The following is a 25522-nucleotide window of genomic DNA, read 5'->3' on the forward strand; positions in this document are numbered from 1 at the left end:
GAGTTCGATGTCATTTTTAATGACGAATGGGGCCCCTTTTTTTTCAACAACTGCAGCTTTAATTTTCATATCTAAAATACTCCTTTAATGAAATTATCGTATTAACAAAATTTTGCCCGTACGACACGATGGCCTGACGGGCAAAATCTCAAATAATCATTTATTCGACAACGCCCTTTTTCAAAATTAAGTTCCCATAAAGTGCTGTTTCACCGGTTTGAACAATAGCAAAACAGTCTTTTGAATACTTATAAAATGATTGACGTTCAATCGTCTTCAATTGATAATTGGGAAATACATTCTTGATTGCACTTTCATACTTATCCCAGATTGGTGGTCTACCATTTGGTACAGACGCATCTCCTGGAACAACTTCCATCAGAGCAGCTTGATAATCAGAATACGTATCTAACGGTAGCAATTCTAAAATATCCGTTAACAGCTCTGGCATCAAAATACCATCTGTTCTCAAAACACGTTGATTATTTGTCACAGCTGGATAATTGGCATCAGCTAAAAGAATTTCATCACCATGTCCCATCTCCATTAACGTTTTAACGAGTTCTGGTGAAAGTCTTTTTGGTATCTTTTTTAACATTTAAAATCACCTATTCACAACTATAATTTATTTTGTTTCCCAATAAGTTTCGATTTCTTCCAAAGTTTTACCCTTAGTTTCGAGTACATATTTATGAATATACCAGACAGCGAATGCGGATAAAGCAGCGAAGAAATAGAAAATATTAATTCCAATTTGTTCCAAAATGATAGGGAAAACTAATGAGAACACAGCGTTCATTAAATACTGTGTAAATGTGATAACACCCATCCCTAAGGCTCTAGCTTTCAGTGGTAGGATTTCCGGTACATAGGACCAGAACACTGGACCTAAGCCAAAACCAAACATGAAGACATATAGGAAGATTGAGATAACTGCAATTGTTGCATTGTTAGACCAAATACATAACGCAATTGCCGGCAATACTTGTCCGCCTAAACTGATTTCTAACAAACGTTTACGGCCCAAACGATCAATAAATGGCAATGAAATCAAAGTTGAAACGACCAATGCTGTCCCAACACCAAAGTCAGCAATGATGGCGGAGTTTGCTAATCCTAGATTATGAAAAATCTCAGGCGCATAATAAACAGCAGCGTTAATCCCCGTAAATACTTGGAAAGTTGTTAAAACAATCAGCATTAATAATACTGGCCGAAATCTAGTGAATAATTCATGAAGGCCGGCTTCTTGTGTCTTTAGGCTATTTTCAATATCTGAAACTTCTTTATCAATCTCTGCCTGTGAACTTCTGACACGTTTTAAGACTTGACGTGCTTTAGCAACTTGACCATCACGAATCAACCAACGTGGACTTTGTGGACTTGCTAACATACCAATTGTAAAAATAGCAGCTGGAACAATCCCAATACCTAATGTCCAGCGCCATTCACCTGCACCCAAATTGGTTGCCCCAATACCATAAGCTACTAAGATCCCAACGTTAACACTTAATTGATAAAGTGAAGACATGAGCCCTCTAATTTTTGCCGGTGCTAATTCTGATAGGTAAATCAGGCCAAACATATTAGCAATCCCAGCAGCAATCCCTAGAATAAACCGTGCAGCCATGATGAAATACATTCCTGTAGCAACCGCACTTAAGATGCTCCCAACAATGAATACAAGTCCACCAATAATTAACGTGTTACGCCGTTCAATTTTCTTTTCTAAAGCTGTAAATACTACAATTGATGGCAATGCACCGAATAATAGGAAACTTACAACTAAACCTTTTTGTGCAGCATTTAAACCAAATGATGTTGTAACACCAGGTAATGCTAATGAGATTGCACCGGAATCATAACCGTAAAGTAGGCCGGCTAAGCCACCTAAGATCGCAAAAACATAGACAATCGGTTTAATTTTTGTTTCGGAAATATCTGTTTCTGTTGTAACTTGTGTACTATTTGTATTTGATGCCATAATCTCGCCTCCTACGCTGATTAGAAATCAACCCTTTGAACCTGTGATGCCTTTTGGAATAATTCATACTTCTTATCTAGATCTGGTACGTTGGCTGGTTTGATATGTTTAACAGTGTAGGAGTGTTCCATAACACGTTTGGTATCGTCAGCGGATAATAAATTACGTACTTGAAGTTGTGAAACAATATTGCCCATAACGCTGGCTTCCACTGGCCCAGCAATTACTGATTTTTCAGTGAAATCAGCTGTTAACTGCACTAATAATTCATTTTGAATCCCGCCACCAAACATATAAATCTCTTTTATCTTCTTATCGGATACAGCTACTAAATTATCAATAACTCTCCGATAGGCAAATGCCAAACTTTCAATGACAATTAAAATCAATTCGCCTCTATTTTTAGGCAGTTTCTGATTTGTTTGTTTCAAGAAAGCTTCAATTTTTTCTTCCATTTGGTTAGGCGATGAGAACAACTCGTTATTAGGATCAATATAACTATCAATTGAAGTTTCAGCCAAGGCTTCCTTAACCATGTCGCCAAAAGTTACAACTTCGCCTTTAAAAGACCACTCGCGTTGTAATTCTTGAATAATCCAAAGTCCGGTTAAATTAGATAGCAATCGATTGCTGCCATCAAAACAACCTTCATTTGTCAGTCCAGCCTTAAATGCTGCTTCAGTTACGACTGGTTTAGGTGTCTGCCGACCAATGATAGACCAAGTACCGCAGCTGATAAAAGCTACGTCTTCTCGATCTTCGCTGGCAATAGGTAATGCTAATAGCGCAGATGCCGTATCATGACCAACGCCTGTGATTACCTGTAATGGAGATTTCAAATTGATCTCATTACTAATTGCTGAGGACAAATTACCTAAAGTCGCACCACCTTTAGATAATTCACCAAACCAAGCGCGTTTAAATCCTAGTTCATCAATAACTGATTGCGAGAAATCTCGCGTCTGAGTATCTAACAATCCACTAGTACTGCTGATCGTAAATTCATTTTTTGCCTGTCCACTTAAGAAATAGGCGATTAAATTCGGCATAAATAAAACATGCTTAATTTGATCCTTAAGATATGGATTCATCTGCAGATCAGCAAATAATTGTAAAATACTATTGATTTTATCGGGTTGATTTCCGGTCTGTTGAAATAAGTCAAACTTATTGATCTTTTGATACAACTGAGTCTCATAAGCATTTACACGAGTATCTCGATAACTGTGTGGGGCCAACAATAACTGGCCGTGATCATTAATCAAACCATAATCTACACCCCAAGTATCCACACTAATACTGTCTAATAAACCCAAATCTTTTTCAGCAATACTCAGACCGTATTTAATTTCTTGAAAAATCTTCATATAGTCCCAATTCAAATCATTAATAACTTGAACCGGTAAATTTGAAAATCGAAATTGTTCTTTTAAGTCTACTTTTTCACCATTATATGTTCCTGAAATCAAGCGCCCTGAACTGGCACCTAAATCAACGGCAATCGCATTTGTTGAATTCATGAATAACACCTTTTCTAATACTTATTATTTATATAGAGGACCGAAGTTCTTACAAGCATTGAAATCTGCAGCTTCTAAGTTTTCTGTTCCAATTGAAGACCAAGCCCGAGGCCGGAAAATATCTTCTTCTGGAACGTTATGCATATTCACTGGAATACGTAAGATAGAAGCTAATGTCAAGATGTCTGCACCAATGTGTCCATAACTGATCGCACCATGGTTTGCACCCCAGTTATTCATAACATCATAAACAGACTTGAATGCACCATGACCTGTCAAAGTAGGTGCAAAGAATGTTGAAGGCCAACCTTGGTCTGTCCGAACATTAATTGTGTCAAAAACATTTTGTGGTAAGTCTACGGCATAACCTTCTGCTAATTGTAAAACAGGGCCAACGCCTTTAACCCAGTTAATCCGAGTCATAGTAACTGGCATACCTTTTTCGCCGCCCTTAGTTAGATAATGGCTTGAGAAACCACCACCACGGAAGTATTCAACGTTTGCAGGTACCCAATCTGTTTGATCCAAATTATCTTGAACTTCTTTATCTGTTAATTCCCAGAATGGTTTCATTGCTGGCTGTCCATCAATCTTTTCAGCACCGGTTGCATCTAATGTTTGTGCACCTGAATTACTTAAGTGCAAGAAGCCGTTAGCTGCCAAACCAGTTAGTTTTGTACCAGTCACGCGTTCAACTGCTTCAGGACTCCAATAAGTCCGAACGTCCGCAAAAATTTGTGGTGTATTTGTTAATAAGTAGTTAAATAGCATTGAAGCGCCATTCATTGAATCATTTTCAGTAGCAAAGATGAATGGTGCGCGTTTGCCGTTCCAATCAAATTGAGAATTTAGCATTGCTTCCATGACATCCCCATTTGGGAAATGATCTGTCCATTGACGTTGACCTTGGAAACCACCGGCAATTGCAAAATGTCCTTCAGATTCTTCTTTGAAGCCCATTTCTTCTAACTTCTTATTGCCTTGCATTAAATCTCTAGCAATAATGAACATCTTCAAGCAGTTATCAAACTGTTCTTCTTTAGCAGCATCATCAAATTGAATTGGTTTGCCGTCATTATAGACATCTTTGCCAAGTTTCATATTATCTTTGGCCCAAGCTTTAGCCTTCTTGAATTCTGCTTCGTCGTAGATACCTTCATCCCAACGACGGACAATTTCAGACATATCTACATATTCATTACGCATCCCTAGATATTCTTGGAAGAAATCTGCATTGACCATTGATCCGGCAATACCCATTGCTACGTTACCAATAGATAAGTAAGATTTATTTCTCATTAAGCCAGCTGCCAAAGCCCCTTTAGCAAAGCGGATTAATTTCGCTTTAACATCTTCAGGAATATCTGTATCATCAGCATCTTGGACATCTTTCCCATAGATACCAAAAGCAGGAATACCCTTTTGTGTGTGCGCTGCCAAAACTGCTGCTAAGTAAACGGCACCTGGACGTTCTGTACCATTAAAGCCCCAAATAGCATGCGGTAAGTCTTTAGACATGTCCATTGTTTCTGAACCATAGCACCAGCAAGGTGTTACTGTGATTGTGCCGCAGATACCTGCTTTATCAAATTTAGTTTTGGCCATTGCAGCCTCATGAACACCACCAATAGTCGTATCAGCGATGACTGTTTCAACTGGGGAACCGTCTGGATATTTTAAAGTATTGTGAATTAAATCAGCTACTGATTGTGCCATAGCCATTGTTTGTTCTTCTAATGATTCACGGACACCTCTACGTCTACCATCAATAGTGGGTCTGATACCAATCTTTGGAAATTCTACATCTAACATTACAATACCTCCTACAAGTGATTGTGAATTATTTACTACAGTGATTATCATAGGTCAAAATTTTGATTAAGAAAATAGGTGGTGTCGCTTTTGAATAACTTACAAAAAAGAGCCGCTAAATTATTCAACATAATTCATTTTTATCTTATAACCTTATTATTTACGTCATTTAACAGTTTCAAAACTATCAACTTAATTGTAACTTTTAGCATTACATATATGACTAGGCCTGAATAATAATATTAATACATTATCTAAAATTAAATAATTATAATTCGATTTAAATTAAATTTATAGTTATTTACAACATTGTTAAACTGTATATTTATTTAGATTTTCTATAATAATTATGGCTTGTAGAAAATATTAATTATGTAGTCTGATTTCAATTGATTGGCATAATTTGAGCAAAAGCAACTGATTTAACTATAGATTATAAAAATTAGTCATTCTTTTTTGAACTGAACATTTATGAATTAAAATGAACAGTTTAACTACCTTTTATAGACGTTATTTCAATTTATCTAGTAATTATTTAGATTTTTTGGTTAACGTTATATACTGATCACGGAGTTTAATAATTCACATATTAATACAAAAGTGAGGTTATACAATCATGGAAATGATGTTTTATGAAGAAAGAAAAGATTTAGCTTATACGGTTAGAAAAATGTTTGACCGTAAAGATACAAATATTGCTGGTGGCAATATGTCCATTAAAGTCAAAGGTACCGATGGCAAGTTCTATATCTTAATTACACCAACCTTCATGTCTGAAACTTATTATGCTGAATTGACACCTGCTCAAATTTTAGTCGTTGATGAAGCAACACAACAAAAAGTGGATGGTGTTGGCGATATTACCCGCGAAATTAATATGCATTTTGAGGCCTATACTGTTCATCCCGGTATCCGTTGTGTTTATCATTCTCATGCTGAAGAATCTATGTTTTGGGCAACTTCTGGCTTAGACATGCCAAATGTTACAGAAGCCACTCGAGAATTAGGCAAAATAAAAGTCTTGCCTTTCGCACCGGCAACCTCTAAAGCTTTAGCAGATATCGTACGTGAAAACTTGCAAGCTATTGGCGACAAGGCAATGGAAAATGTCTTTTTACTAAATAGCCACGGTATTTTAATTACTGCAACGGAATTACACATAGCTGTCCGTATTATGGAAACTTTAGAATGGAATGCAAAAGTAGCTTATCAGCAAGCTATTTTCCAAAAACTTGGTTTATTGGATAACTACAAATCTTGTGGTCAAGATGCAGATAAACCACTGCCATTGGAAGATGTTGTACCTATTGCTGTCCCTGGTGTTCCACTAAAAAGTCAACATGAACCTTTACCAGCCAATCCTAAACGTCCTAAAGACACAATGATTCCTGGAGAAGTCGTTGACTAGATAGCTATTTTAATTATCTGATTACAAACTAAAAAACCTAATTTTCTAAATGATCTAACTAAAATCATCTAGAAAATTAGGTTTTTCTCTTTGCCTTCACAACTTACAAACCACTATAATCCGCAGCGTAGTCAAAAGACAAACTAGGATCCGCATTCAAATCTAATCCTGCTAACGGCTGTTGCTTCACCCACTGGACATGAGCGGCAGCCCCAATCATTGCCCCATTGTCGCCGCATAAGCGCAATGGTGGGAAAATCAACGTCACATCCGTTAATTGTTCAGCCTGTAGCGCTAATTGTAACTGTTCCCGCAAACCCTGATTGGCTGCCACGCCACCGGCAACAACTAATTGTTTTACCGGATAAGCTTTTAGGGCTCTGATAATTTTGCCAACCAAAATATCCGTTACGCTCGCTTGAAAACTTGCAGCCAAATCATTTTTGTTTAGTGTTTCATGCTTTTGGTCTGCATGATGTACCGTATTGATAAACGCACTCTTTAAACCGCTGAAACTGAAATCTAAATTTTCTTCTTGCAGCATTGCCCGGGGGAAATTAAACGTATCTTGCCCTTGATGAGCCATCGTATCAATCGTCTTCCCCGCAGGGTATGGCACACCTAATACCCGACCGATCTTATCATAAGCTTCACCCACGGCATCATCTCGGGTATCTCCAATGATTTCAAACACGCCAGCTGCTTTCATATAAACAATTTCCGTATGGCCGCCAGAAACTAGCAGCGCCAGCAAAGGATACTGCAGATCTGCTACTAAGTTAGCCGCATAAATGTGACCAGCCATATGATTCACTGGAATTAACGGCAGATTATGAGCAAAACTAATCGCCTTAGCTGCTGAAATACCGATTAATAAAGCACCCACTAAACCAGGCCCCATCGTTACTGCCACCGCTGTCAAATCCTCGTAAGTCACTTGCGCCTCATCTAAAGCATCCTGGGCACAAATGGTAATTGCCTCCACATGATGCCGGCTGGCAACTTCTGGAACAACCCCACCAAAACGCTTATGTGAATTGATCTGAGTGGCAATAATATTGCTTAAAATATGTTTGCCATCTTCAATAACCGCAACACTCGTCTCGTCACAGCTGGATTCAATCGCTAAAATTAACTCTCTATCTAAACTCAAAAATCATTCTCCTTAGTCCAAGCACTGTCTTTTAAATTCAGACGCATATCCATTGCATCTGCGTGATCCAATACATAATAGCCCACTTTAATATGGCCATCTTCAAAACCTAAACTATGATATAAATGCTTCGCCGGTTCATTATTCGTTCGAACTTCCAGCGTCATTTGTTCACTGCCCTGTTCTCGAACAAGATTGATCATATACACCATCAAAAAACGGCCAATCCCTTGGTTTTGATAGGCTTGAGACACCGCAATATTTGTGATATGACTTTCATTTTTAGTAAACCAGCAGCCAATAAAGGCGACCAATTCATCTTGTTCACGCAACACTAAATAAAGGGACAGCTCGGTTTTACGAATTTCACTCATAAAAGCCATTTTATCCCAAGGTGTTTCGCCATCATATAACGCGCGTTCCAAAACTAACATCTCATCAATATCGCTATATTTCGCCCGCGCCAGTGTGTAGGGCCGCTGATTAATCATCAGGGTTTGATCTTCATAATGAATCATCATAGTATTATCATTTTTCTTTTGAAATAGCGCCTTAAACTTCTTGAACATAAGGGTCATGTCCTTCACCTTCATGGTCTTTCAGCCAATTAGCTTCTGCTTCTGTCATTCTCAAATAGTTTGGTGTAAAATGGGCCACATCTGCCACCGGTGCCGTCTGCAACGCCAGCTGCCCCAAGTTTGCACTGTGAGGTAAATTGTTAAAAGCCGTTGTAAATTCTGCCTGCTGGCCCAGTGTTTCAAAAATTTCTTCCTTAAACGGCGTCACTTCGCCAATAAAAACCGTTGGCAGCTGTAATATTTTAACTTCCGCCAATAATTGCGGCAATGAGAGATGCCGATCTTTTAAAACGTTCAAAAAATGACGTTCTGATTTCATCCGCCATTGATAAGCTCCTGCAAACACATTATTACGCCGAGCATCCATAATTGGCACTAATAACTTAGGGGTTTGCGTCACATTGCTTGCTAGTAATGCCAAACTTGATAGACCTACTAAAGGTTTATTTAATGTCCAAGCTAATGTTTTGGCGGTTGTCACGCCTATCCGAATACCGGTGTAAGAGCCAGGGCCTTGCGCCACCGCAAAACGATCAATATCTTGAATTGTCACACCACTATTTTTTAAAACCGCATCTATTGCCGGCATTAACGTTTGGCTGTGGGTCATTTTTTTATTAATTGTAATTTCGCTGAGTACTTCGTGTTCTGTCACAACCGCCACACTCAATGGGCGGCTAGACGTATCTATTGCCAATACATACATTGCCATCATCCAAACATTTTATTATATAATTACACTTAATTTATCATTAAAACATACAAATTGAAAGCTTATAGATTGATTGGCCGTTCCTTCATTGCACCAATCATATCCCGCCAATCCAAAAAGCCGGCCTTTAAACCCCGCAGCAGCATTTCAGCGGTCCCAATATTCGTAGCGAGCGGGATTTCATAGACATCACTCAAACGAATTAAAGCGTTAACATCTGGTTCATGGGGTTGGGCGGTCAACGGATCCCGTAAGAAAATAACCATATCTAAATTATTTTCTGAGATTAAAGCACCAATTTGTTGGTCGCCCCCTAAAGGCCCGGATTTCATGCGCGTGATTTTCAAATCTGTTTCAGCCATAATCCGCTTGCCAGTGGTTCCTGTGGCATATAATTTATGTTCTGCTAAAATAGGTTCATAAGCCGTAGCTAATTTAACCATCAAATCCTTTTTGCTATCGTGGGCAATTAATGCAATCCGCATGTTATCTCCTCCAACAATTTCTATCTGAAATTATTTTACCGCAAATTCTTAATGTTGTGTGGAATTATTCCACGACATTCGTTAAAATACCAAGAGAAAGGAGCTTAACTATGAAAAAAATATTAGCCTTACATACCGGCGGCACCATCTCCATGTCTCAAGACGATGAAGGCGGTGTCGGCTTAAATCAAAAGAATCCTTTAGTTAATGATACTTATGACGCTCTTTTTGAAGGAAAAGTCCAGTTAATCGCTGAAGAAATTCTCAATTTACCTTCGGCGTATATGACACCAGTCCAAATGCTAACGCTTTATCAACGCATTTTGACAGCCATTGACACGGGTATTGATGGGGTTGTTATTACCCACGGTACCGATACTTTGGAAGAAACCGCTTATTTTTTGGATTTAACGTTACCCCACAAAATTCCAGTTGTCATCACCGGGGCAATGCGCTCGTCTAATGAAATTGGCGCTGACGGTGAGCATAACTTTATTAATGCCGTTTGGACGGCTTGCAGTGATCAAGCTGCCGATAAGGGCGTTTTAGTGGCACTCAATGATGAGTTGCACACAGCCCGCTATGTGACCAAAACCCATACTACCGATGTGGCAACGTTTAAGTCGCCTAATTTTGGGCCAATTGGGGCAATTGAAGGCGACACACCCCGCTTTTTTGGGCAATGTCTAACGACGCAGACAACACCAATCGATCATATTGTTGAACCGGTTCATTTGCTTAAAGCCTATGCGGGTATGGATAATACTTTATTGCAGGCGGTGGCTAATGCTGATACAAAGGGCTTAGTTATTGAAGCCTTAGGTGCAGGTAATTTGCCTGTCACTACACTACCTGCTTTACAAGCGCTGTTACACCTGAAAATCCCTATTATTTTGGTGTCCCGTTGCTTTAGCGGCACAGCCCAAGCAATTTATGATTTTGAAAGCGGTGGGGTTAACTTGCAGAAGATGGGTCTTGTTTTCTGCCAAGGGTTAAACGGTCCTAAAGCACGCATTAAGCTGCTGGTGGGCTTGAGTGCTGGTAAAATAGGTGCCGAATTAGCAGCTTATTTGAAAGACGATCTTTCATAGCCATCAAGAACTGGAAGCCGGTTATCCTGGTTTTCAGTTTTTTTGTTGATTATTCTAGATCAAAAGCACACTCATCGGTAGTCTGGGTCATTTCTGCCCAGCGTGCCGCTAATAATTTGGCATAGGCATTCTCTTGCAGGCCGTAAGCCCCTAATGAATAGCCTTCGTTTACTTCAATGAGCAGTGTTTTACCTGTGTCGGTTACACCAAAATCTATACTATAGCCAGCTTTTTGCGTTGTATAATCAGCAATACACTGTTCAATAACTTGCGCATCAAATTGACTGCGCCAATCCCCTGTATATTTTCGAACATCTAAAATTTGGCCATAGCGAACGTAAACCCGCCATTCTGTGACAAAATTGACTACTTCGCTACAAATAACTGGGGCGTTATCATAGTAACTGCCTAAGCCGATCATATCTTTCGGCGTTCTAATAACCTTTCCAGTGAATTTCTTACCGGTGACTGGTTTTACAAACAGCGGCCACCATTCGGGATGTCTATTCACCTCGTCAATATGGCTGAACCATAGTTTTCGACCAAGATAACTTTGTATTTCTTCTGGATAATTAATCTCTTCTGCTGGGAAACCAAGCTGAAATAATCTTTGCCGAACAGTACCCACACCACCAACCACAATATCCTCTGAATGCAACTGACTATCAAGTTCAGCGATATTTTTAAAGGTGTTTACTTCAAAGCCCATATCGTGAAAGCCTCGCATTGCAATAAACCCATTTGTGCTATAGGGTAACTCAAAATTAGTGGCACTTTGAACGTAAACCTTCATTTTTAATCTCCTCCACTAAAAATACTGTTAGTTGTGAAAAAAGAGAAACCTATATTTGGGCTTCTCTTCTTTATTTTAGCTGTGATTTAATCTTTTAGACTGGTTCATTGGAACACTAACCCACCATTAATTGATGTGATGGTGCGCTTAACCTATTTGATACGACATACGTCTGAAACCACAAACTTTCCACCAACAACCGCAAGACCGTGCTTAACCTATTTGATACGACATACGCCTGAAACAACTAAACAGTAGTAGTAGTCTGACGGGCGGTGCTTAACCTATTTGATACGACATACGCCTGAAACATGGCAACGATTGTTGGTGATCTAAAAACAGTGCTTAACCTATTTGATACGACATACGCCTGAAACTATATTCTTGTTTTAGGCCCTTAATTTTAGGTGCTTAACCTATTTGATACGACATACGCCTGAAACACTCCCAGTTTCGTCTTAGCTCGCCGCCGAGTGCTTAACCTATTTGATACGACATACGCCTGAAACACTATGGCGGTGAAGACCTAGACACGTTCAGTGCTTAACCTATTTGATACGACATACGCCTGAAACGAAAAAGTAGCAGCTGAAGAAGACGGTAGCGTGCTTAACCTATTTGATACGACATACGCCTGAAACATGGCTAAGATCGAAATGGTACTCATAGTAGTGCTTAACCTATTTGATACGACATACGCCTGAAACCTAATTTGCGCTGTAAGAAGCGGTCAACGCTGTGCTTAACCTATTTGATACGACATACGCCTGAAACGGACGACTAATAATATCTTCTTGCCTTTTTGTGCTTAACCTATTTGATACGACATACGCCTGAAACGCTAGCTGATTATCTTTATCAAAAAATCAAGTGCTTAACCTATTTGATACGACATACGCCTGAAACCTCTTAGTTGCATCTTCCTTAGCGTTGTTAGTGCTTAACCTATTTGATACGACATACGCCTGAAACCAATGGTCGGTGAGCTAGATGGATCTAGTAGTGCTTAACCTATTTGATACGACATACGCCTGAAACTCATTTCCAATTCTGTGGGTAGCTCGCTAAGTGCTTAACCTATTTGATACGACATACGCCTGAAACTCTGGGTCTTCATCTTTATCCGAGATGTTGGTGCTTAACCTATTTGATACGACATACGCCTGAAACTTGATTGCGCGATTAATCTGTGGAGTACTTGTGCTTAACCTATTTGATACGACATACGCCTGAAACCTGAGAACTTCCGTCATGTACATCTTTCCGAGTGCTTAACCTATTTGATACGACATACGCCTGAAACGCCGTTTAAATTTGTCTTTGTTGACATCACGTGCTTAACCTATTTGATACGACATACGCCTGAAACTTTCAAATGTGTTGATTATCCATTGCAGAGGTGCTTAACCTATTTGATACGACATACGCCTGAAACAGAAAGCATGTTCGTATCACGACTAGAAATTATCTGAATCTGACTAACCATTTTCAAATTCAACAAAATCATTGTCGATATAAACAATTTTAATACCTTCACTTCCTTGATATACCTCGATCTTAGTGTTAACTTTTTCTAAAAATAAAACTGATTGGTGCTGGCTTTTAAGATCAAGTGCTAATAATTTAATTTGTTCAGATGTCAAATACTGACCGATATTCGTAAAAATCAACAATCGTTTATCTGATAATCGTTGGGTAATATCTGTCAATGATCCTATTATATCATAAGCAGATCTAAAATTTGTCAACTCTAATTGTGGTTTTAAATATTTTAACATTGCTTGAAGATCCCAGTCTGTTGGTAAATCAATTGGTAAATTTGCTTCAAAAATAGCCTCATTTACAACGTCCTTTATAACACAATTTGCATCATAAAGTCGATGATTTTGAGTCTCGTCAAGTTCGTGCATAATCATCGTAATAATTTGACGACCGAATAATTTATTAAAATCAATACATTGACCAACATCCCCAATAAACAAAGCTGATTTACTAGGTTTCAAAACTTTGCCATCCTCACTAAAAGCCATATTAGGATGTTCTTCTGACTGCCAAAAACGTTGTAATTCCCAAAAAAGTTGGCGATTACCAATTTGAAAAATGGTAATCCCATCATCCAGGAAATCAAATTTTCTAGTGCTGTACATGGCTAAACTTTTCATATCACAATCAACCGCCCCGCAGAGTTTCGAATATCTTTTTTAGATTCCCCAACTAAGAAATTCATACTTGCATATTGTTTTTCTGTCACCATTAACGTCTGAATAACGCCTGCGCTAGGTGCAATTTTTTGTAATTGATTTTCCAGTAACTTCGCTGATTGCTTATTGGTCGTTATACGAACATAAATGGATTCCTGCATCATAATAAAGCCACTACTAATTAATGCTTTTCGAAATTGGCGATAATCGCGTCGATTCTCTTCGGTTAACGTTGGTAAATCAAACATAACTATTAATCTCATCACTCGATACCTCATTGTTTCATACCCCATTCTGGCAAAACGTCTACTTTACCACTTAAAAAATCCAATGTGTTGCGTAAACACTCCATCATTGCACTGGTTACTAAAGCCTCGTGGCCATTAAACGTAATAGTTTTGTTTAAAAGATCCACTAAGTTTAGCTTTTGCTCTAGTTCCAGAGCTGATTCTTGCTGCTGATAAACTTGGTAATCCACCAACGGTCGAAAAATCTCAACTAGATCGCAAGCTAAATTATACTCATTAGTCAAACTAATATGATGAATGCCCAACTCGGTCAAATAGCCCATTTCATGGATATTGCGGGCCATCTCTGCCAATAAAATCTGATAACCATAGTTTAAATGGCCATTAATTAAATTATCTGCATCTTTTCGCGCAAAACCTTTTCCAAAAAGTCGAGGAAAGTACATTTTGGCAGCAACAGCTTCTCTATTGTTGGCATCTCCAAGATCGACACTCGCCACTAATTCTGCAAAACCTTCAGTCTTCAAATTAAAGTTATCCAATACCGCTTGTTGTTGTGTGATTTTGCACTTAACAATCTTTTGCCAAATTTGATTTTTACGAGTATCCGGCCAACCAATCTGGATATTAATGTTACGGTTACGGGCGTTATTCCCGCCGTAACCGTTTATTTCACCGATGGGAAAACCTTTATCATCGCCAAAAATAATTTTGATATTTGCCTGCAACAAAGCCATCACGCAATAACTTGTGATTACCGATTGTGTCGTTGCAATCATCAAAATTCGGATATCGTCAATAGGCACTTGAAAAACATCTTCATCCGTACGAATTACAACCTGCCCTAATTTGTAATTAATTTTACAATGCTTTGTAATGACAACTGTTCTAAAAGCCATTTGATTCACCTCTGCATTATGCTATAATTATTTTGTAAGCTTAACCAACTTACACGAGGTGTTTAACCTCTTTGATACGACATACAACATTGAAATAAAGCAAGGCTTCGTGCCAAGCTTAATTCGCTCAATCATTGAGTGGGGCTTATGCCCGCTACATACAATAAGCGCCGGGGGATTTCAAAATTCCTCGGCGCTTATATTTTTTACTCTAATTTTGCTTGATCAGCTAATTCTTGTACCGAAACAGTGCTTGTATAAAGCCCAGTATAAGAGGTATAAACGAACTTGTCTGAAGGTGATAAGTTTACCATCGCATTCAATCGCCCCCAAGATTCTGATAACCCTAAGATTTCTAAATTTGATCTAATTGCATTAGCATGCAAGGCTTGTAACACGCGTTGTACAACTTCCTGTTGTTTTTCAAATTCAAGTGTCGTAAATTCGATCACCTTATCTTGTAATTTGAGCAAAGCTGTTTGATGTGTCTGGAGTTTATAATACTTCAGAGCTTGTTCAATAATATGTGTTAATAATTCTGTAAACCGCTGCTTAGCGTCTTGACTATGACTATACTGCTTTAAACGGGCTTCAGCCATCTCTTCACTTCTTGCATTTAACAAAATTAACAGATCTTTACTATCTGTTTTTGACAAATATAATTGTTGGAAATTATGCAATTCGTTTTCTGAAGCGATAGTCACTTTTGCCTGATCCTTAATTAAAAGCTGTTCATAAGGAATATGATCCAAAATAATTTTGGCTTTAGGATCATTTAAACTTTGTTGAACCATTTTAGTCAGATAGTTGGCATCCGCCTTTATTTCACTGAGCCAAAGCCGCTGTACATTCACTAACTTAAACTTCTTCTTAGAGAAAACTAGTGCAGTGTAAGCAGTTTGTAAAGAATCAAATCCACCATACAACGCTAGATCTTTACGCTTATCAAAAGCAACTTTACCATATATCTTTCTTTTACCATATTCTTTACCATCCCTTGGAATTCTTGTTTGCTTGTACAATTCGCCCGTTTGATCATAAACCATCTTCGTTACCAAAATCTTCTTGTAATCCATAACTTTACGTAAATAAGCTTCATCCGCCATCGTCCAAACTAGTTCACCAGTCGCCTGATTCACTTGGAATTGCTTATTTGAACTCGCCATGGAGCCTACAACGAAGCCTAACGGACGAATCCGTTGCTGGTGTTTATCTTTTGCGTTAGCACGTGCTTGAGCCAGTGCCTGTTTTGTATAACGATTATATATATGACCTGCATAATCACTCAACTGACCCTTTTTAAAGAAACCAATATTATCCATAAATAACCCGGCAGTTGTAAATAATAGAGCATCAAAAGCATGATGATAATCATTAAGATCACGATTCTTATAAATTGCCAGGTAGTGGCGCATATCCGTAGTTATTTCTGAACGAATGGCTCGAACTTTTGTTTCATCATTAAAATGTTCGCCGATTAACGTTGCCACATTTCGCGTAATTTGCCGAGTTTCCACTAAAGAACGAGCAATGAAGCGTTCTTTTTGTAAGTCGGAAAAATCATCAGATTTACGGGTTAAATTCTTGAATTTCTGCTCACTAAGTAAACCAGCCGTTTTCAAACTGCGCCACCAATTACATCGACTGCAAATTAATTCTGGTAAATAAGTTGGTGAATCCGCTTTACGGGCATTCAGCTCACTTTTAACTAAAACGCGATTATCCAAGCAATCAATTCCATAGGCACGGGGAATAATATGATCAATCTGATAATTACTAGAGATGAGATCAATATTAATTGGTTCACCGGTATACATATCTTTGCCTTGCTGTAAATAATATAAATATAATCGATCATCTCTGAGTGCCGCATTCATCTTGGCATCTTCTACTGAGTTAAGCTGAGTACTTAAAGCTTTAAATTCTGCAGACAAAGATTTATTTCCATACACCGTCTTCAAATAGGCCAACCGGCTATTAGTCAGTTCAGAAGCTTGTGTATTTCGAGCAACTTCTAAATAAACATTCTTTGGTGGCCGACCTAAAACTCGAGTGATTTCATCTAAAATATAAAATGATTGTAAAATACCGCGTTTAATATTCTTAGGTCCAGCTAATTCATTGATCACCGATTTTAAGGAAGTTTCCTTGTCCTCTATTGCATTTTCTTCTTCTAACCAAGCTCGTGCGCCATAACGATCCCGACTATCGCTAATGATTTCCATCAAATTCATTTTGGTTTCATAGAGAGTTTCTAAAATACTTTTCTTATCGGTACCCGCCTTAGTACTCAGTTGAACAAATTTTGTTGTTAATAACTTTTTAGATAGCCGGCCCCAACCGGTTAAATGCTGTTTAGATAAGCTTTCGACTTGATCTTTCGTCAGTACTGATAATTTTGACAGCTGTCGCTTTAAAATTTTGCGATCTTCAAATATCGTCTGTAATTCTATAATTGTTTCCAAAGTCTCTTGATTATCATGATCTTCTACGTAAGCTCGATCAAATATATTTAAAAAATAATGATACGTTGTTAGTTTACTATTAAAGTGGCCACCCTTAGTATCCGACAGTCCTGAGACGTTGACATCTTTCCCATATTTAGTTTTAATATAGTCTTTTATGTCTATTACCGATACAGATTTTTGGCCTTTGAAAATATTTTCATAAATTTCCTGTTTTTGTGCAACTTCTAAGCGCTGGTTAACATTGATGCGCACATTGTTTAATTCTTGTAAAACATTATATGATTGATAGATCAGTGCGTTTTTAGGTAGCGCTGGTTCCCCAATTAAATAAGTATCCGTACCTGTCATACGTTTAATGAAGTCTAAACCGGCTTGATCTGTATCAACTTTTTCTTCGATATTCCATGGTGTAATCGGCCCAGCTTCTAATCGGGTCATCCAATGGTTACTGCTGTCACCATCAACCGTTTTCGGCTCTACTAATGGCCCAACGTAATAAGGTACTCTGAATTTCAAAAGCTGCTGTAATTTATTTCGACCTTTTTTGTCCACTTCTGCTAAAAATGGATAATATTGCTTTTGATTCTCAATAATTTTTATTAATTCATTCAAATGTAATTGATGGGGAATTGAGACATTTGCTTTACTACGTTGAACTGGCAGGAAAATCTCATTTTCAATTTTTGACAATAGTTCATTTTGTTTTTCTTTCGTTAGTGTTGTGCTTTTTTTAATAAGGCCTGTAAAATACTTGTTTGCCTTGCGTCGTACGTCATCGTTGTCTGCTTGCAAATTCAGATAAGCTTGATTAACCTCAGCTTTATTTTCTGAAGTCCTTAATTCCTTTTTAATAAGCTTCCAATCACCCTTATGTGCTTCATAAAGCTTAATCATGGCTTCAGACCAAGAGTGAGCATCATCTAATAATAATTTTAGAGTTAAGCCATTATAGGCTTTTTGAATGGCTGTTAGAAATTCTTTTTCGCTATCACTTAAAATTGTCCCACTGTTAATTGTTTCTAATTTTGCTTCTAAATCGCTCTCTGTAAATTTGATCTTCCATTTGCTATCTTTCGGATTTAAACCTTCTTTTTGCAGCATCGTAGCTAAATTAAACTGGTTGCCCACTATTCCGGTTAACGAAAGTTTAATGACAGTCTTTAATGCTTTATTTTTTTGTCCGTCAAATACTTTAACCCCTTCAGTAACTCTTTTTGCCCGTGAAAGTTGTTTATCAAATAATATTGTCACTAAGCGCGCTTCATCCACGTCAATCAAAGTCGATTCATCTGAAAGAATTGGCTGACAAAAATCTTGCATAGCCTCCAAAAAGCTATGTATATCAAAGATAGCTTCTTGATCAATTTGTCCGTCTCCTAGCAAAAAATTACCGCGGTATTTTACAATATGATGAATCGCTAAGTAAACTTCACGTAAATCATGTTGTTTCGTATCATTCATCAAAGCCCGCCGTAGATGATAAATGGTCGGATATTTATTATAAAATGCTTTATCTTGCCCCGAATCATTAAACAACGGTGCCGCTGAATAATTTTGTTGATTCAATGTATCTTTAGGATGTACCCAACTATATTTTAATCTATGTAAAAAATTAGGATCTCCCTGATTTTGAAGTTCTGGCGCAAAGCAGTCATTTAACAAAGACAGTCGCCACCGCCGTCGGGATAAACGTCTTCGAGTTGTCCGAAACCGTCGCCGTTTCTCAGCCGTCTTTGAAGGTTCAAATAGCCGCACCCCAATAATATTTTTCCCTTTAGCCCGCATTAATCGATACTGTTGATCCATGGCAACAAAACCCACTGAACCTGTCCCAATATCCAAGCCAACGCTATAATCTTTCATCATTTAAAACCTCCCTAAAATAATTGAACTAGTTTTATCATATCAAATTTTATTTTAATTAATGCAAATATCTGAAAATAATAAAAAAATACAAGTAGTTTACGATGTGCTCAACGCATCTAAACTACTTGTATTCATCTATTCTATCTCAAATGCCAGTGCATCTGACATTCCGTATGCACTTCATCCCCGGTTTTAATCGCATGATACGTAGTTACCCCTTGACCATCTTCATCCGGCTCAGTCAACACATAACTCTCCGCCGTCTGACCATAATGAATTTCTCGTTCGTAGCGAATATCTACTGTATCAATCGCATATTTCTCAATAAACGCCAAATCCAATACATCAATCATCCAGTCAAAATAATGGACATTATTGACATGCTGATTACCATCAATATCAAAATAGCGCACCCGATAAGGCTTATGCTTAGCCTGACTATAATCTTTTTTAGGCAGCCGTTTGAATTTCTTAATACTGCGGATCTCTGTTGCCTGAACATTCTTCACAACTTCTGGATCCACCCGAACCATCCCTCGAGTCTCAAAACTCATCATGACCCAGCTGGAATCTAAGTGTACCAGCTCATTGCCTTGAGCATCATCTAGTTGATAATCCCGATATGAAAAGAACTTATTATAGCTATTGGCCCATGAAGACATCACAATGGGCTCTTTAGATTTTGGAAAACGCTTGATATCAAAATGATACTGCGTAATAACCCAACCTAACCCTTTGGCATGCATCACCGCATCACCGGCCTCTAACAAATCCAGCTGCGCATCTGACACTGTCAGCAAGCCATTTAATAATGATGACAAATGCCATTCGTTTAATGTGTTCACTTCATAAAACGGAACCTTGCTTTCAATCTTATAAATTTGCCGTGCCATAATAACCCCCATATCACTTATAATTCATGATAAATTCGATAAACCTCTTGTTTTTTTTGATTCGTCTGCTGCGCCACTGTCTTAATGGCTGCATTAGGTTTTGCCCCGGCCTGAATCAATTCAGCAACCGCTTGACGGACTTGTTCATCGGTCAACACTAAAGTAGGGGCTTCCACCTCTGATGCACCGGCCACTAAAATGACAAATTCGCCTTTAATCGTCCGGCTGGTCATTTCGGCTAAAACCGTTGTTAATGACCCTCGGATAAATTCTTCATAACGCTTCGTTAATTCTCGGGCCAAAACAACTTGGCGGTCGCCGCCTAACACTGCAATTAAATTCTCCAACGTCTTCACAATTCGATAAGGACTTTCATAAAAAATTAAAGTTGCCGAATACGACTTCAGCTGCGTTAACGTCGTCTTTTGTTCTTTAGGCTTGCGTGGTAAAAAGCCCCAAAAGAAAAACGGCTGCGGGGCTAGCCCAGAAGCAATTAACCCCGTCAAAGCCGCATTAGCACCAGGTAACGGTACCACTGTAATCCCGGCCGCAATACAAGCTTGCACTAACTCTTTACCAGGGTCACTAATAGAAGGCATCCCTGCATCAGAAACTTGAGCAATGGACGTCCCATCTTTTAGCCACTTAATAAATTGTGGAATCCGTTCTTGGGTATTATGTTCATGAAATGAAACTTGTTTTGTTGTAATTTCAAAATGATTTAATAATTTCTGTGTATTTCGTGTATCTTCAGAAGCAATTACTGCCACGGTCTTCATGACATTCAAAGCCCGAAACGTAATATCTTCTAAGTTTCCAATCGGCGTAGGTACAAGATACAGTGTCCCCGCTTCATTTGTTTGATTTGACATAAAAAATTCCTTTGATCAAAATTATCTGGATTGATGATCACCATAAATAACATCTAAGCAAAATGCACAAGATTCCTTATTTTCCCGTCTAGAACCATAAAAATACGTACATACATGAAAGCCTTCTTCATAAAGCTTTTCCAAATGTTTCCGGGATTTAGACAGTCCTTTAGTCGGATCATCTTTATCCGTCGCTGTATCTTCTAATTCCTGCAGCCGAATTCGGAGATGTTGATTTTCAATCTTTAGTTCGCTATTTTGCTCAAGAATTTGTGCTAAATGATCTTGTAATCCCTTTAACTTAGCCAACTGCGCCGTTTGACTCACTTCAAGTTCTTGCAGCTGGTCATAAAGATCCTTGTTATCCACCACGGCACCTTCTTGATTTAATGACCCTTGTCATTTCTATTCTAAGCTCTTTAATTCAGCACTGGCATAATCCATCGGCACACTATGGCCTTCCAGCTGAACTTTAACAATGTCAGAAATAAAGTTTAAACCGACCACACGCCCCTTGCCTTCATTGGTCATTACTTTATCCCCGTAGTCTGGCAAGTTAGCCTTCGCATCTTCGTAAACAGAATCTTCATATTGTAAACAGCACATCAAACGACCGCAAAGACCGGAAATCTTTGTAGGATTTAAAGATAAGTTTTGATCCTTAGCCATTTTGATTGAAACCGGCACAAATTCACCTAAAAACGTATTGCAGCAAAGTGGCCGGCCACAAGGACCGATACCCCCAAGAATCTTGGCTTCATCACGAACCCCGATTTGCCGCAGTTCAATTCTTGTTTTATAAATCGCTGCTAAATCCCGGACAAGTTCGCGAAAATCTACTCGTTGGTCTGCTGTAAAATAAAACAATAACTTCTGACAATCTAACGCATAACTCGACGCAATCATCTTCATCTTAAGATGATGATCATCTGCCTTTTGTTGGGCCACAATCAAGGCCTTATCTGCTTGTTTTTGATTGTCCTTATCTAATTGAATTTCTTCCGGCGTAGCCAGATGTTTCACTGACAAAATATTGGCCGGAATTTCACCATGCTTAGCATCCGTAACCATGAGTTCTGTTACCGTTGCGATCATTTTGGCATGGCCATATAAAACAACAACTTGATCATCTATATTAAAAGTATCTTCAGACATACATAATTTATTGGCATTATCGCCATGAAACTTAATTTGAAACAAATTCATAATTTTCACCTTCTAAAACGCTAAACAGCCAGCAACTTCAAAGTTAAAGCTTCCAGCACGTTTTCAAAGCTAACATTGACCCGTAACTGCTTTTGAACAGCCAACACCAGTGACAGTTGTTCCGTCAGCTGCCGATCCGTAACTTGCTGAGACGTTTCATTTAATTTAATTAAATCAGGATTAATAATTTCCTTATCCTTATCATACCTGAGTCTCAGTAAAAAATCATAAAAATTTACAATTATTTGGAAAGTTAAACTCTGTTGTTCTTGATTTTTAGCATTCTGCACCAATTGCGTCTGTACAAAAACAAACGCTTCCGGATCACCTTTGAATAGTTTGTTAAACCAGTGCAAAACACCTTGCAGCAGCGGTTTAAAATTATTATCCGTCTGCCAAGCAGCAGCTTGCTGGCTATCTCTTGTCAGCAAACTCATGAGCTGCGCATTTGCCGGCATAAGCCCTTGTGCCTTGAAGTTTTCAAAAGCCGCCGGTGCACTGATCTCGTGAAAATCTATCATCTGCATTCTTGAGCGAATCGTTGGTAAAATCTGTGACTTAGAGGTTGTTGTCAAAATAATGAGGGCATCACTCACCGGCTCTTCCAGAAATTTCAACAAACTGTTACTAGCATTAACGGACATCTTTTCAGCAGACACAATAATAAATACCCGTTTTGTGCCTTCAACACCGGATTTATAAAGTTCATTTTTTAAATGCCGAATGGCTTCAATTTTGATTGTCTGATTTTCTGGCGCAACCGTGATCACATCGGGATGATTGCCGCTCAAAATCCGCTGACATTCTGCACATTTTCCACAAGGTTGATGCGTTGCACTAGGCTCTAAGCAAAATTGACTCAGCGCTAACCACTGAGCTAATTCTCGCTTGCCAGTCCCGCTAGCCCCCGCAAATAGATAACCTTGCGCTAATCGCTGATGGGTTAAAACATTTTCAAATTGCCGGATTAAGCGGGGCTGTAATTGTTCTACTAAAAAAGCCATTCTTAAAAGTGATGAAATTGGTCGACAGGTAAAACAAATACAGTGGCGCCGCCAATTTGAACCTCGATTGGATAAGACATAGCTGAGTCCCCGGTCACATCAATATTGACCGGTGGTGCCATGAATTGTTCCCGAGCATGAGAGGTTTCTTTAATGATGGTTAGCACATCATCAACCCGTTCGTCCTCAATCCCAATGATAAACGTTGTATTCCCAGATTTCAAAAAGCCCCCGGTTGTGGATAACTTCGTTGCTTGCACGTTGGCATCCACCAAGTTATTACTCAATGTACCGGCATCTTTGTCTTGAACAATTGCTAAAATTAATTTCATAGTTTTAACTCCTTTGGAAAGTTTCAGGCAGATGATTTTGCACTTGCTGCAAACAATCTGCGACGACTTGTTCTAGGGGTTGCATGGCATCTATTTTGATAACTCGTTTTGGAAATTCGGCTGCTAAATGTAAATAAGACGTCCGAACACGTTGATGAAAAGCCAGTGTTTCTTGATCCAAACGATCACTTTGATCTTGACGAAATTTTTGAATTCGCGCTAAACCTGCTTCAACGGGCCCATCTAACAGCAACGTCAAATCTGGTGTTAAACCTGCTGTGGCAAACATATTTAAATCATAAACAGCCTGTTCGCCAATTTCTCGGCCGCCGCCTTGATAAGCCACAGAACTATCTACAAAACGATCCGATAAAACAATTTTATCAGCTGCTAATGCTGGCAAAACAACCTCCACTAAATGTTGCCGCCGGGCTGCTGCGAATAATAACGCCTCAGTGCGATCATCCATTTTAGTATTATTCACGTCTAATAAAACTTGACGAATCTGTTCTGCAATCTGGCTGCCGCCAGGTTCTCTTGTTTCAATTACCGGTTGGGCTGTTTTTTGCGCTAGCAACGGTAATAGTTGCTTTAATACCGTTGTTTTGCCCATGCCGTCTGGGCCTTCTAAGGTGATAAATAAACCAGCCATCTTCAACTTCCTTTTCTACATTAATCTCATTTTACTTTAATGCGTGCATTGCTTCAATTAAAAAGCTACAAAAAAAGAATGTTCAAGTTTCAACGATAACCGAAAACGCTTATAGTCGAAGTTGAACATCCCTAAGTTATCTAAATTATTGAAACATATCTGGTGAAATACGCTGACTTTTCACCTTACGGATCCGTATTTGGCGATAAATGAAATCATACTTCGCTTTTTGCAGCAGCAGTTCCCCATCCACTGGATTTTGATCTTGAGCTGCCAAAGCATCCGCTTCTTGATAAGCTAAAATAGCTTCACGCAGTTCATAAGCTAAATCCAATAGCTCGCTGTCAGTTTGCTGCCGTAAATTTGATTTTTTTGAGCTCCGCACGTTTGTCCTCACATTTCTTGCCGGCCTTCAACAGCCTTTAGCAGGGTCATTTCATCTGCATATTCAATGTCACTGCCTACTGACAAGCCATGGGCCAAACGTGTGACTTTAATGCCCGCTGGTTTAATCAGCCGGGAAATGTACATTGCTGTAGCTTCACCTTCAGGCGTGGCATTGGTGGCAATAATCACTTCTTTGATAGGCTGTTTTTGCAGTCTTTGAATCAAAGTTTTGATATTAATATCATCTGGTCCCTTGCCTTCCATTGGCGACAATACGCCATGTAAAACATGGTACAGCCCATGATAATCATCCATCTTATCCAAAGCCATCACATCTTTAGGCTGTTCCACCACAATGACGGAATTTTGATCCCGGCTTTGATCTCGACAAATATCGCAAGGATCATTTTCGGTAATATTACCGCAGACGCTACAATAATGCAGATCTTTTTTAGCAGCAATCAAACTTTTAGAAAAATCTGTGACATCATCTTCTGGCATATCAATGGTATAAAACGCCAAACGCGTGGCTGTTTTACTGCCAATACCAGGTAGTTTCATATAACTGTCAATTAGTTTTGCAATTGGTTCAGGATACTGCACACTTTTACCTCCCGATGTTCAGGAACATAAGCTGACTGGAAATTATTTAGGTAAATTCTTAGTAAATTTACCCATCGTTTGTTCTGTAGTCTGATCTACGTTAGTCATTGCTGCATTTACCGCAGTGATCACAAGATCTTGTAACATATCTGGATCATCTGGATCAATCGCCTTAGGGTCAATTTGAATATCTTTAACCTTTTTGTCCCCAGTAACAACAACTTTTACTAAATCATCTGGTGCTGCACCAGTGAATTCCGTCACTGCTAATTGTTCTTGAGCTTTACCCATTTCTTTTTGTACTTTTTGCATTTGACGCATCATACTTTGCATATTGCCTGGCATACCACGCATA

General features: G+C 38.7%; 25 protein-coding genes and 1 CRISPR repeat array. Of the genes, 2 read left to right on the forward strand and 23 right to left on the reverse strand.

The features are described from left to right. Positions 1–160: 160 nt before the first annotated feature. From EKM93_RS12270 to EKM93_RS12285, 4 genes are read right to left on the reverse strand one after another with little or no spacing between them, the layout of a single operon-like run. Complete coding sequence (locus tag EKM93_RS12270; protein ID WP_125715873.1) at positions 161–598, reverse strand: RbsD/FucU family protein; 438 nt, start codon at positions 596–598, stop codon at positions 161–163. A 27-nt stretch (positions 599–625) separates the two neighbouring features. After that, entirely contained in the window at positions 626–1984 is a 1359-nt protein-coding gene (locus tag EKM93_RS12275) for a sugar porter family MFS transporter (RefSeq protein WP_125715874.1), read from the reverse strand. A 20-nt stretch (positions 1985–2004) separates the two neighbouring features. Continuing rightward, positions 2005–3504, reverse strand: a complete 1500-nt coding sequence (locus EKM93_RS12280) for a rhamnulokinase (protein WP_125715875.1) — start codon at positions 3502–3504, stop codon at positions 2005–2007. A 24-nt stretch (positions 3505–3528) separates the two neighbouring features. After that, complete coding sequence (locus tag EKM93_RS12285; RefSeq protein WP_125715876.1) at positions 3529–5316, reverse strand: L-fucose isomerase; 1788 nt, start codon at positions 5314–5316, stop codon at positions 3529–3531. A gap of 616 nt (positions 5317–5932) precedes the next feature. Between EKM93_RS12285 and EKM93_RS12290 the strand changes: the two genes are divergently transcribed. After that, positions 5933–6724 carry a class II aldolase/adducin family protein gene (locus EKM93_RS12290; protein ID WP_125715877.1) on the forward strand — a complete coding sequence of 264 codons (792 nt, stop codon included), beginning with the start codon at positions 5933–5935 and terminating at the stop codon, positions 6722–6724. Between the two features lie 103 nt (positions 6725–6827). On the opposite strand, the gene tsaD is transcribed toward EKM93_RS12290, so the two are convergent. From tsaD to mgsA, 4 genes are all read right to left on the reverse strand, one after another. Further along, on the reverse strand, positions 6828–7877 hold the full coding sequence (gene tsaD / locus EKM93_RS12295) for a tRNA (adenosine(37)-N6)-threonylcarbamoyltransferase complex transferase subunit TsaD (RefSeq protein ID WP_125715878.1): 1050 nt from the start codon (positions 7875–7877) through the stop codon (positions 6828–6830). Next, on the reverse strand, positions 7874–8446 hold the full coding sequence (gene rimI / locus EKM93_RS12300; RefSeq protein WP_125715915.1) for a ribosomal protein S18-alanine N-acetyltransferase: 573 nt from the start codon (positions 8444–8446) through the stop codon (positions 7874–7876). The genes tsaD and rimI overlap by 4 nt, the downstream gene beginning before the upstream one ends. Then, on the reverse strand, positions 8430–9161 hold the full coding sequence (gene tsaB, locus EKM93_RS12305; protein ID WP_125715916.1) for a tRNA (adenosine(37)-N6)-threonylcarbamoyltransferase complex dimerization subunit type 1 TsaB: 732 nt from the start codon (positions 9159–9161) through the stop codon (positions 8430–8432). Before tsaB ends, rimI begins: the two co-directional genes overlap by 17 nt. A 68-nt stretch (positions 9162–9229) precedes the next feature. Further along, on the reverse strand, positions 9230–9652 hold the full coding sequence (gene mgsA / locus EKM93_RS12310) for a methylglyoxal synthase (RefSeq protein ID WP_125715879.1): 423 nt from the start codon (positions 9650–9652) through the stop codon (positions 9230–9232). A gap of 110 nt (positions 9653–9762) precedes the next feature. Here mgsA and EKM93_RS12315 point away from each other — a divergent pair, with 110 nt between their 5' ends. Continuing rightward, entirely contained in the window at positions 9763–10743 is a 981-nt protein-coding gene (locus tag EKM93_RS12315; protein WP_125715880.1) for an asparaginase, read from the forward strand. A gap of 49 nt (positions 10744–10792) precedes the next feature. Here EKM93_RS12315 and EKM93_RS12320 read toward each other — a convergent pair whose 3' ends face one another. The 15 genes from EKM93_RS12320 to EKM93_RS12390 form a co-directional block, all read right to left on the reverse strand. Continuing rightward, positions 10793–11536, reverse strand: coding sequence for an ATP-grasp domain-containing protein (locus tag EKM93_RS12320; protein WP_125715881.1), 744 nt, complete (start codon positions 11534–11536; stop codon positions 10793–10795). Between the two features lie 143 nt (positions 11537–11679). Further along, positions 11680–12971: a CRISPR direct-repeat array (repeat unit 36 nt; unit sequence GTGCTTAACCTATTTGATACGACATACGCCTGAAAC). A gap of 43 nt (positions 12972–13014) precedes the next feature. Continuing rightward, positions 13015–13698 carry a type II-A CRISPR-associated protein Csn2 gene (csn2, locus tag EKM93_RS12325; RefSeq protein WP_125715882.1) on the reverse strand — a complete coding sequence of 228 codons (684 nt, stop codon included), beginning with the start codon at positions 13696–13698 and terminating at the stop codon, positions 13015–13017. Further along, positions 13695–14000 (reverse strand): CRISPR-associated endonuclease Cas2, encoded by a 306-nt coding sequence (gene cas2, locus EKM93_RS12330; protein WP_125715917.1) that lies wholly within the window; start codon positions 13998–14000, stop codon positions 13695–13697. Before cas2 ends, csn2 begins: the two co-directional genes overlap by 4 nt. An 11-nt stretch (positions 14001–14011) precedes the next feature. Beyond that, the gene (cas1, locus tag EKM93_RS12335; protein ID WP_125715883.1) at positions 14012–14884 is read right to left on the reverse strand and encodes a type II CRISPR-associated endonuclease Cas1; all 873 of its coding nucleotides are present in this window, start codon (positions 14882–14884) and stop codon (positions 14012–14014) included. A gap of 206 nt (positions 14885–15090) precedes the next feature. After that, positions 15091–19218, reverse strand: a complete 4128-nt coding sequence (gene cas9 / locus EKM93_RS12340) for a type II CRISPR RNA-guided endonuclease Cas9 (RefSeq protein WP_125715884.1) — start codon at positions 19216–19218, stop codon at positions 15091–15093. 140 nt (positions 19219–19358) lie between these two features. Then, on the reverse strand, positions 19359–20111 hold the full coding sequence (locus tag EKM93_RS12345) for an acyl-[acyl-carrier-protein] thioesterase (protein ID WP_164507091.1): 753 nt from the start codon (positions 20109–20111) through the stop codon (positions 19359–19361). A 17-nt stretch (positions 20112–20128) separates the two neighbouring features. Continuing rightward, positions 20129–20983 carry a 16S rRNA (cytidine(1402)-2'-O)-methyltransferase gene (rsmI, locus tag EKM93_RS12350; RefSeq protein ID WP_125715886.1) on the reverse strand — a complete coding sequence of 285 codons (855 nt, stop codon included), beginning with the start codon at positions 20981–20983 and terminating at the stop codon, positions 20129–20131. Positions 20984–21004: 21 nt separating this feature from the next. Continuing rightward, positions 21005–21352, reverse strand: coding sequence for a DNA replication initiation control protein YabA (locus tag EKM93_RS12355; RefSeq protein WP_125715887.1), 348 nt, complete (start codon positions 21350–21352; stop codon positions 21005–21007). Positions 21353–21388: 36 nt separating this feature from the next. Beyond that, entirely contained in the window at positions 21389–22189 is an 801-nt protein-coding gene (locus EKM93_RS12360) for a PSP1 domain-containing protein (protein WP_125715888.1), read from the reverse strand. 20 nt (positions 22190–22209) lie between these two features. Further along, positions 22210–23193, reverse strand: a complete 984-nt coding sequence (gene holB, locus EKM93_RS12365; RefSeq protein ID WP_125715889.1) for a DNA polymerase III subunit delta' — start codon at positions 23191–23193, stop codon at positions 22210–22212. A 2-nt stretch (positions 23194–23195) separates the two neighbouring features. Then, positions 23196–23525: a cyclic-di-AMP receptor gene (locus EKM93_RS12370; protein WP_125715890.1), complete on the reverse strand. Its 330-nt coding sequence runs from the start codon at positions 23523–23525 to the stop codon at positions 23196–23198. Positions 23526–23529: 4 nt separating this feature from the next. Beyond that, positions 23530–24177 carry a dTMP kinase gene (gene tmk / locus EKM93_RS12375; RefSeq protein WP_125715891.1) on the reverse strand — a complete coding sequence of 216 codons (648 nt, stop codon included), beginning with the start codon at positions 24175–24177 and terminating at the stop codon, positions 23530–23532. 145 nt (positions 24178–24322) lie between these two features. Further along, positions 24323–24562 (reverse strand): DUF2508 family protein, encoded by a 240-nt coding sequence (locus EKM93_RS12380; protein ID WP_164507092.1) that lies wholly within the window; start codon positions 24560–24562, stop codon positions 24323–24325. Between the two features lie 8 nt (positions 24563–24570). Further along, positions 24571–25167: a recombination mediator RecR gene (recR, locus tag EKM93_RS12385; RefSeq protein WP_125715893.1), complete on the reverse strand. Its 597-nt coding sequence runs from the start codon at positions 25165–25167 to the stop codon at positions 24571–24573. A gap of 42 nt (positions 25168–25209) precedes the next feature. After that, positions 25210–25521, reverse strand: coding sequence for a YbaB/EbfC family nucleoid-associated protein (locus EKM93_RS12390; protein ID WP_125715894.1), 312 nt, complete (start codon positions 25519–25521; stop codon positions 25210–25212). Position 25522: the final 1 nt, after the last annotated feature.

This window comes from Agrilactobacillus yilanensis (genome assembly GCF_003946725.1).
GTDB lineage: Bacteria > Bacillota > Bacilli > Lactobacillales > Lactobacillaceae > Agrilactobacillus > Agrilactobacillus yilanensis.

Bases quoted from the DNA above. Each gene is read 5' to 3' on its own strand.
- rsmI (WP_125715886.1), bottom strand. From the start codon at position 20,983: ATGTCAAATCAAACAAATGAAGCGGGGACACTGTATCTTGTACCTACG.
- cas2 (WP_125715917.1), bottom strand. From the start codon at position 14,000: ATGAGATTAATAGTTATGTTTGATTTACCAACGTTAACCGAAGAGAAT.
- tmk (WP_125715891.1), bottom strand. From the start codon at position 24,177: ATGGCTGGTTTATTTATCACCTTAGAAGGCCCAGACGGCATGGGCAAA.
- holB (WP_125715889.1), bottom strand. From the start codon at position 23,193: ATGGCTTTTTTAGTAGAACAATTACAGCCCCGCTTAATCCGGCAATTT.
- EKM93_RS12280 (WP_125715875.1), bottom strand. From the start codon at position 3,504: ATGAATTCAACAAATGCGATTGCCGTTGATTTAGGTGCCAGTTCAGGG.
- cas9 (WP_125715884.1), bottom strand. From the start codon at position 19,218: ATGATGAAAGATTATAGCGTTGGCTTGGATATTGGGACAGGTTCAGTG.
- EKM93_RS12290 (WP_125715877.1), top strand. From the start codon at position 5,933: ATGGAAATGATGTTTTATGAAGAAAGAAAAGATTTAGCTTATACGGTT.
- mgsA (WP_125715879.1), bottom strand. From the start codon at position 9,652: ATGCGGATTGCATTAATTGCCCACGATAGCAAAAAGGATTTGATGGTT.
- EKM93_RS12270 (WP_125715873.1), bottom strand. From the start codon at position 598: ATGTTAAAAAAGATACCAAAAAGACTTTCACCAGAACTCGTTAAAACG.
- EKM93_RS12370 (WP_125715890.1), bottom strand. From the start codon at position 23,525: ATGAAATTAATTTTAGCAATTGTTCAAGACAAAGATGCCGGTACATTG.
- EKM93_RS12320 (WP_125715881.1), bottom strand. From the start codon at position 11,536: ATGAAGGTTTACGTTCAAAGTGCCACTAATTTTGAGTTACCCTATAGC.
- cas1 (WP_125715883.1), bottom strand. From the start codon at position 14,884: ATGGCTTTTAGAACAGTTGTCATTACAAAGCATTGTAAAATTAATTAC.
- EKM93_RS12360 (WP_125715888.1), bottom strand. From the start codon at position 22,189: ATGAATTTGTTTCAAATTAAGTTTCATGGCGATAATGCCAATAAATTA.
- EKM93_RS12275 (WP_125715874.1), bottom strand. From the start codon at position 1,984: ATGGCATCAAATACAAATAGTACACAAGTTACAACAGAAACAGATATT.
- EKM93_RS12315 (WP_125715880.1), top strand. From the start codon at position 9,763: ATGAAAAAAATATTAGCCTTACATACCGGCGGCACCATCTCCATGTCT.
- EKM93_RS12390 (WP_125715894.1), bottom strand. From the start codon at position 25,521: ATGCGTGGTATGCCAGGCAATATGCAAAGTATGATGCGTCAAATGCAA.
- EKM93_RS12345 (WP_164507091.1), bottom strand. From the start codon at position 20,111: ATGGCACGGCAAATTTATAAGATTGAAAGCAAGGTTCCGTTTTATGAA.
- csn2 (WP_125715882.1), bottom strand. From the start codon at position 13,698: ATGAAAAGTTTAGCCATGTACAGCACTAGAAAATTTGATTTCCTGGAT.
- EKM93_RS12285 (WP_125715876.1), bottom strand. From the start codon at position 5,316: ATGTTAGATGTAGAATTTCCAAAGATTGGTATCAGACCCACTATTGAT.
- rimI (WP_125715915.1), bottom strand. From the start codon at position 8,446: ATGTTCAAGAAGTTTAAGGCGCTATTTCAAAAGAAAAATGATAATACT.
- tsaB (WP_125715916.1), bottom strand. From the start codon at position 9,161: ATGTATGTATTGGCAATAGATACGTCTAGCCGCCCATTGAGTGTGGCG.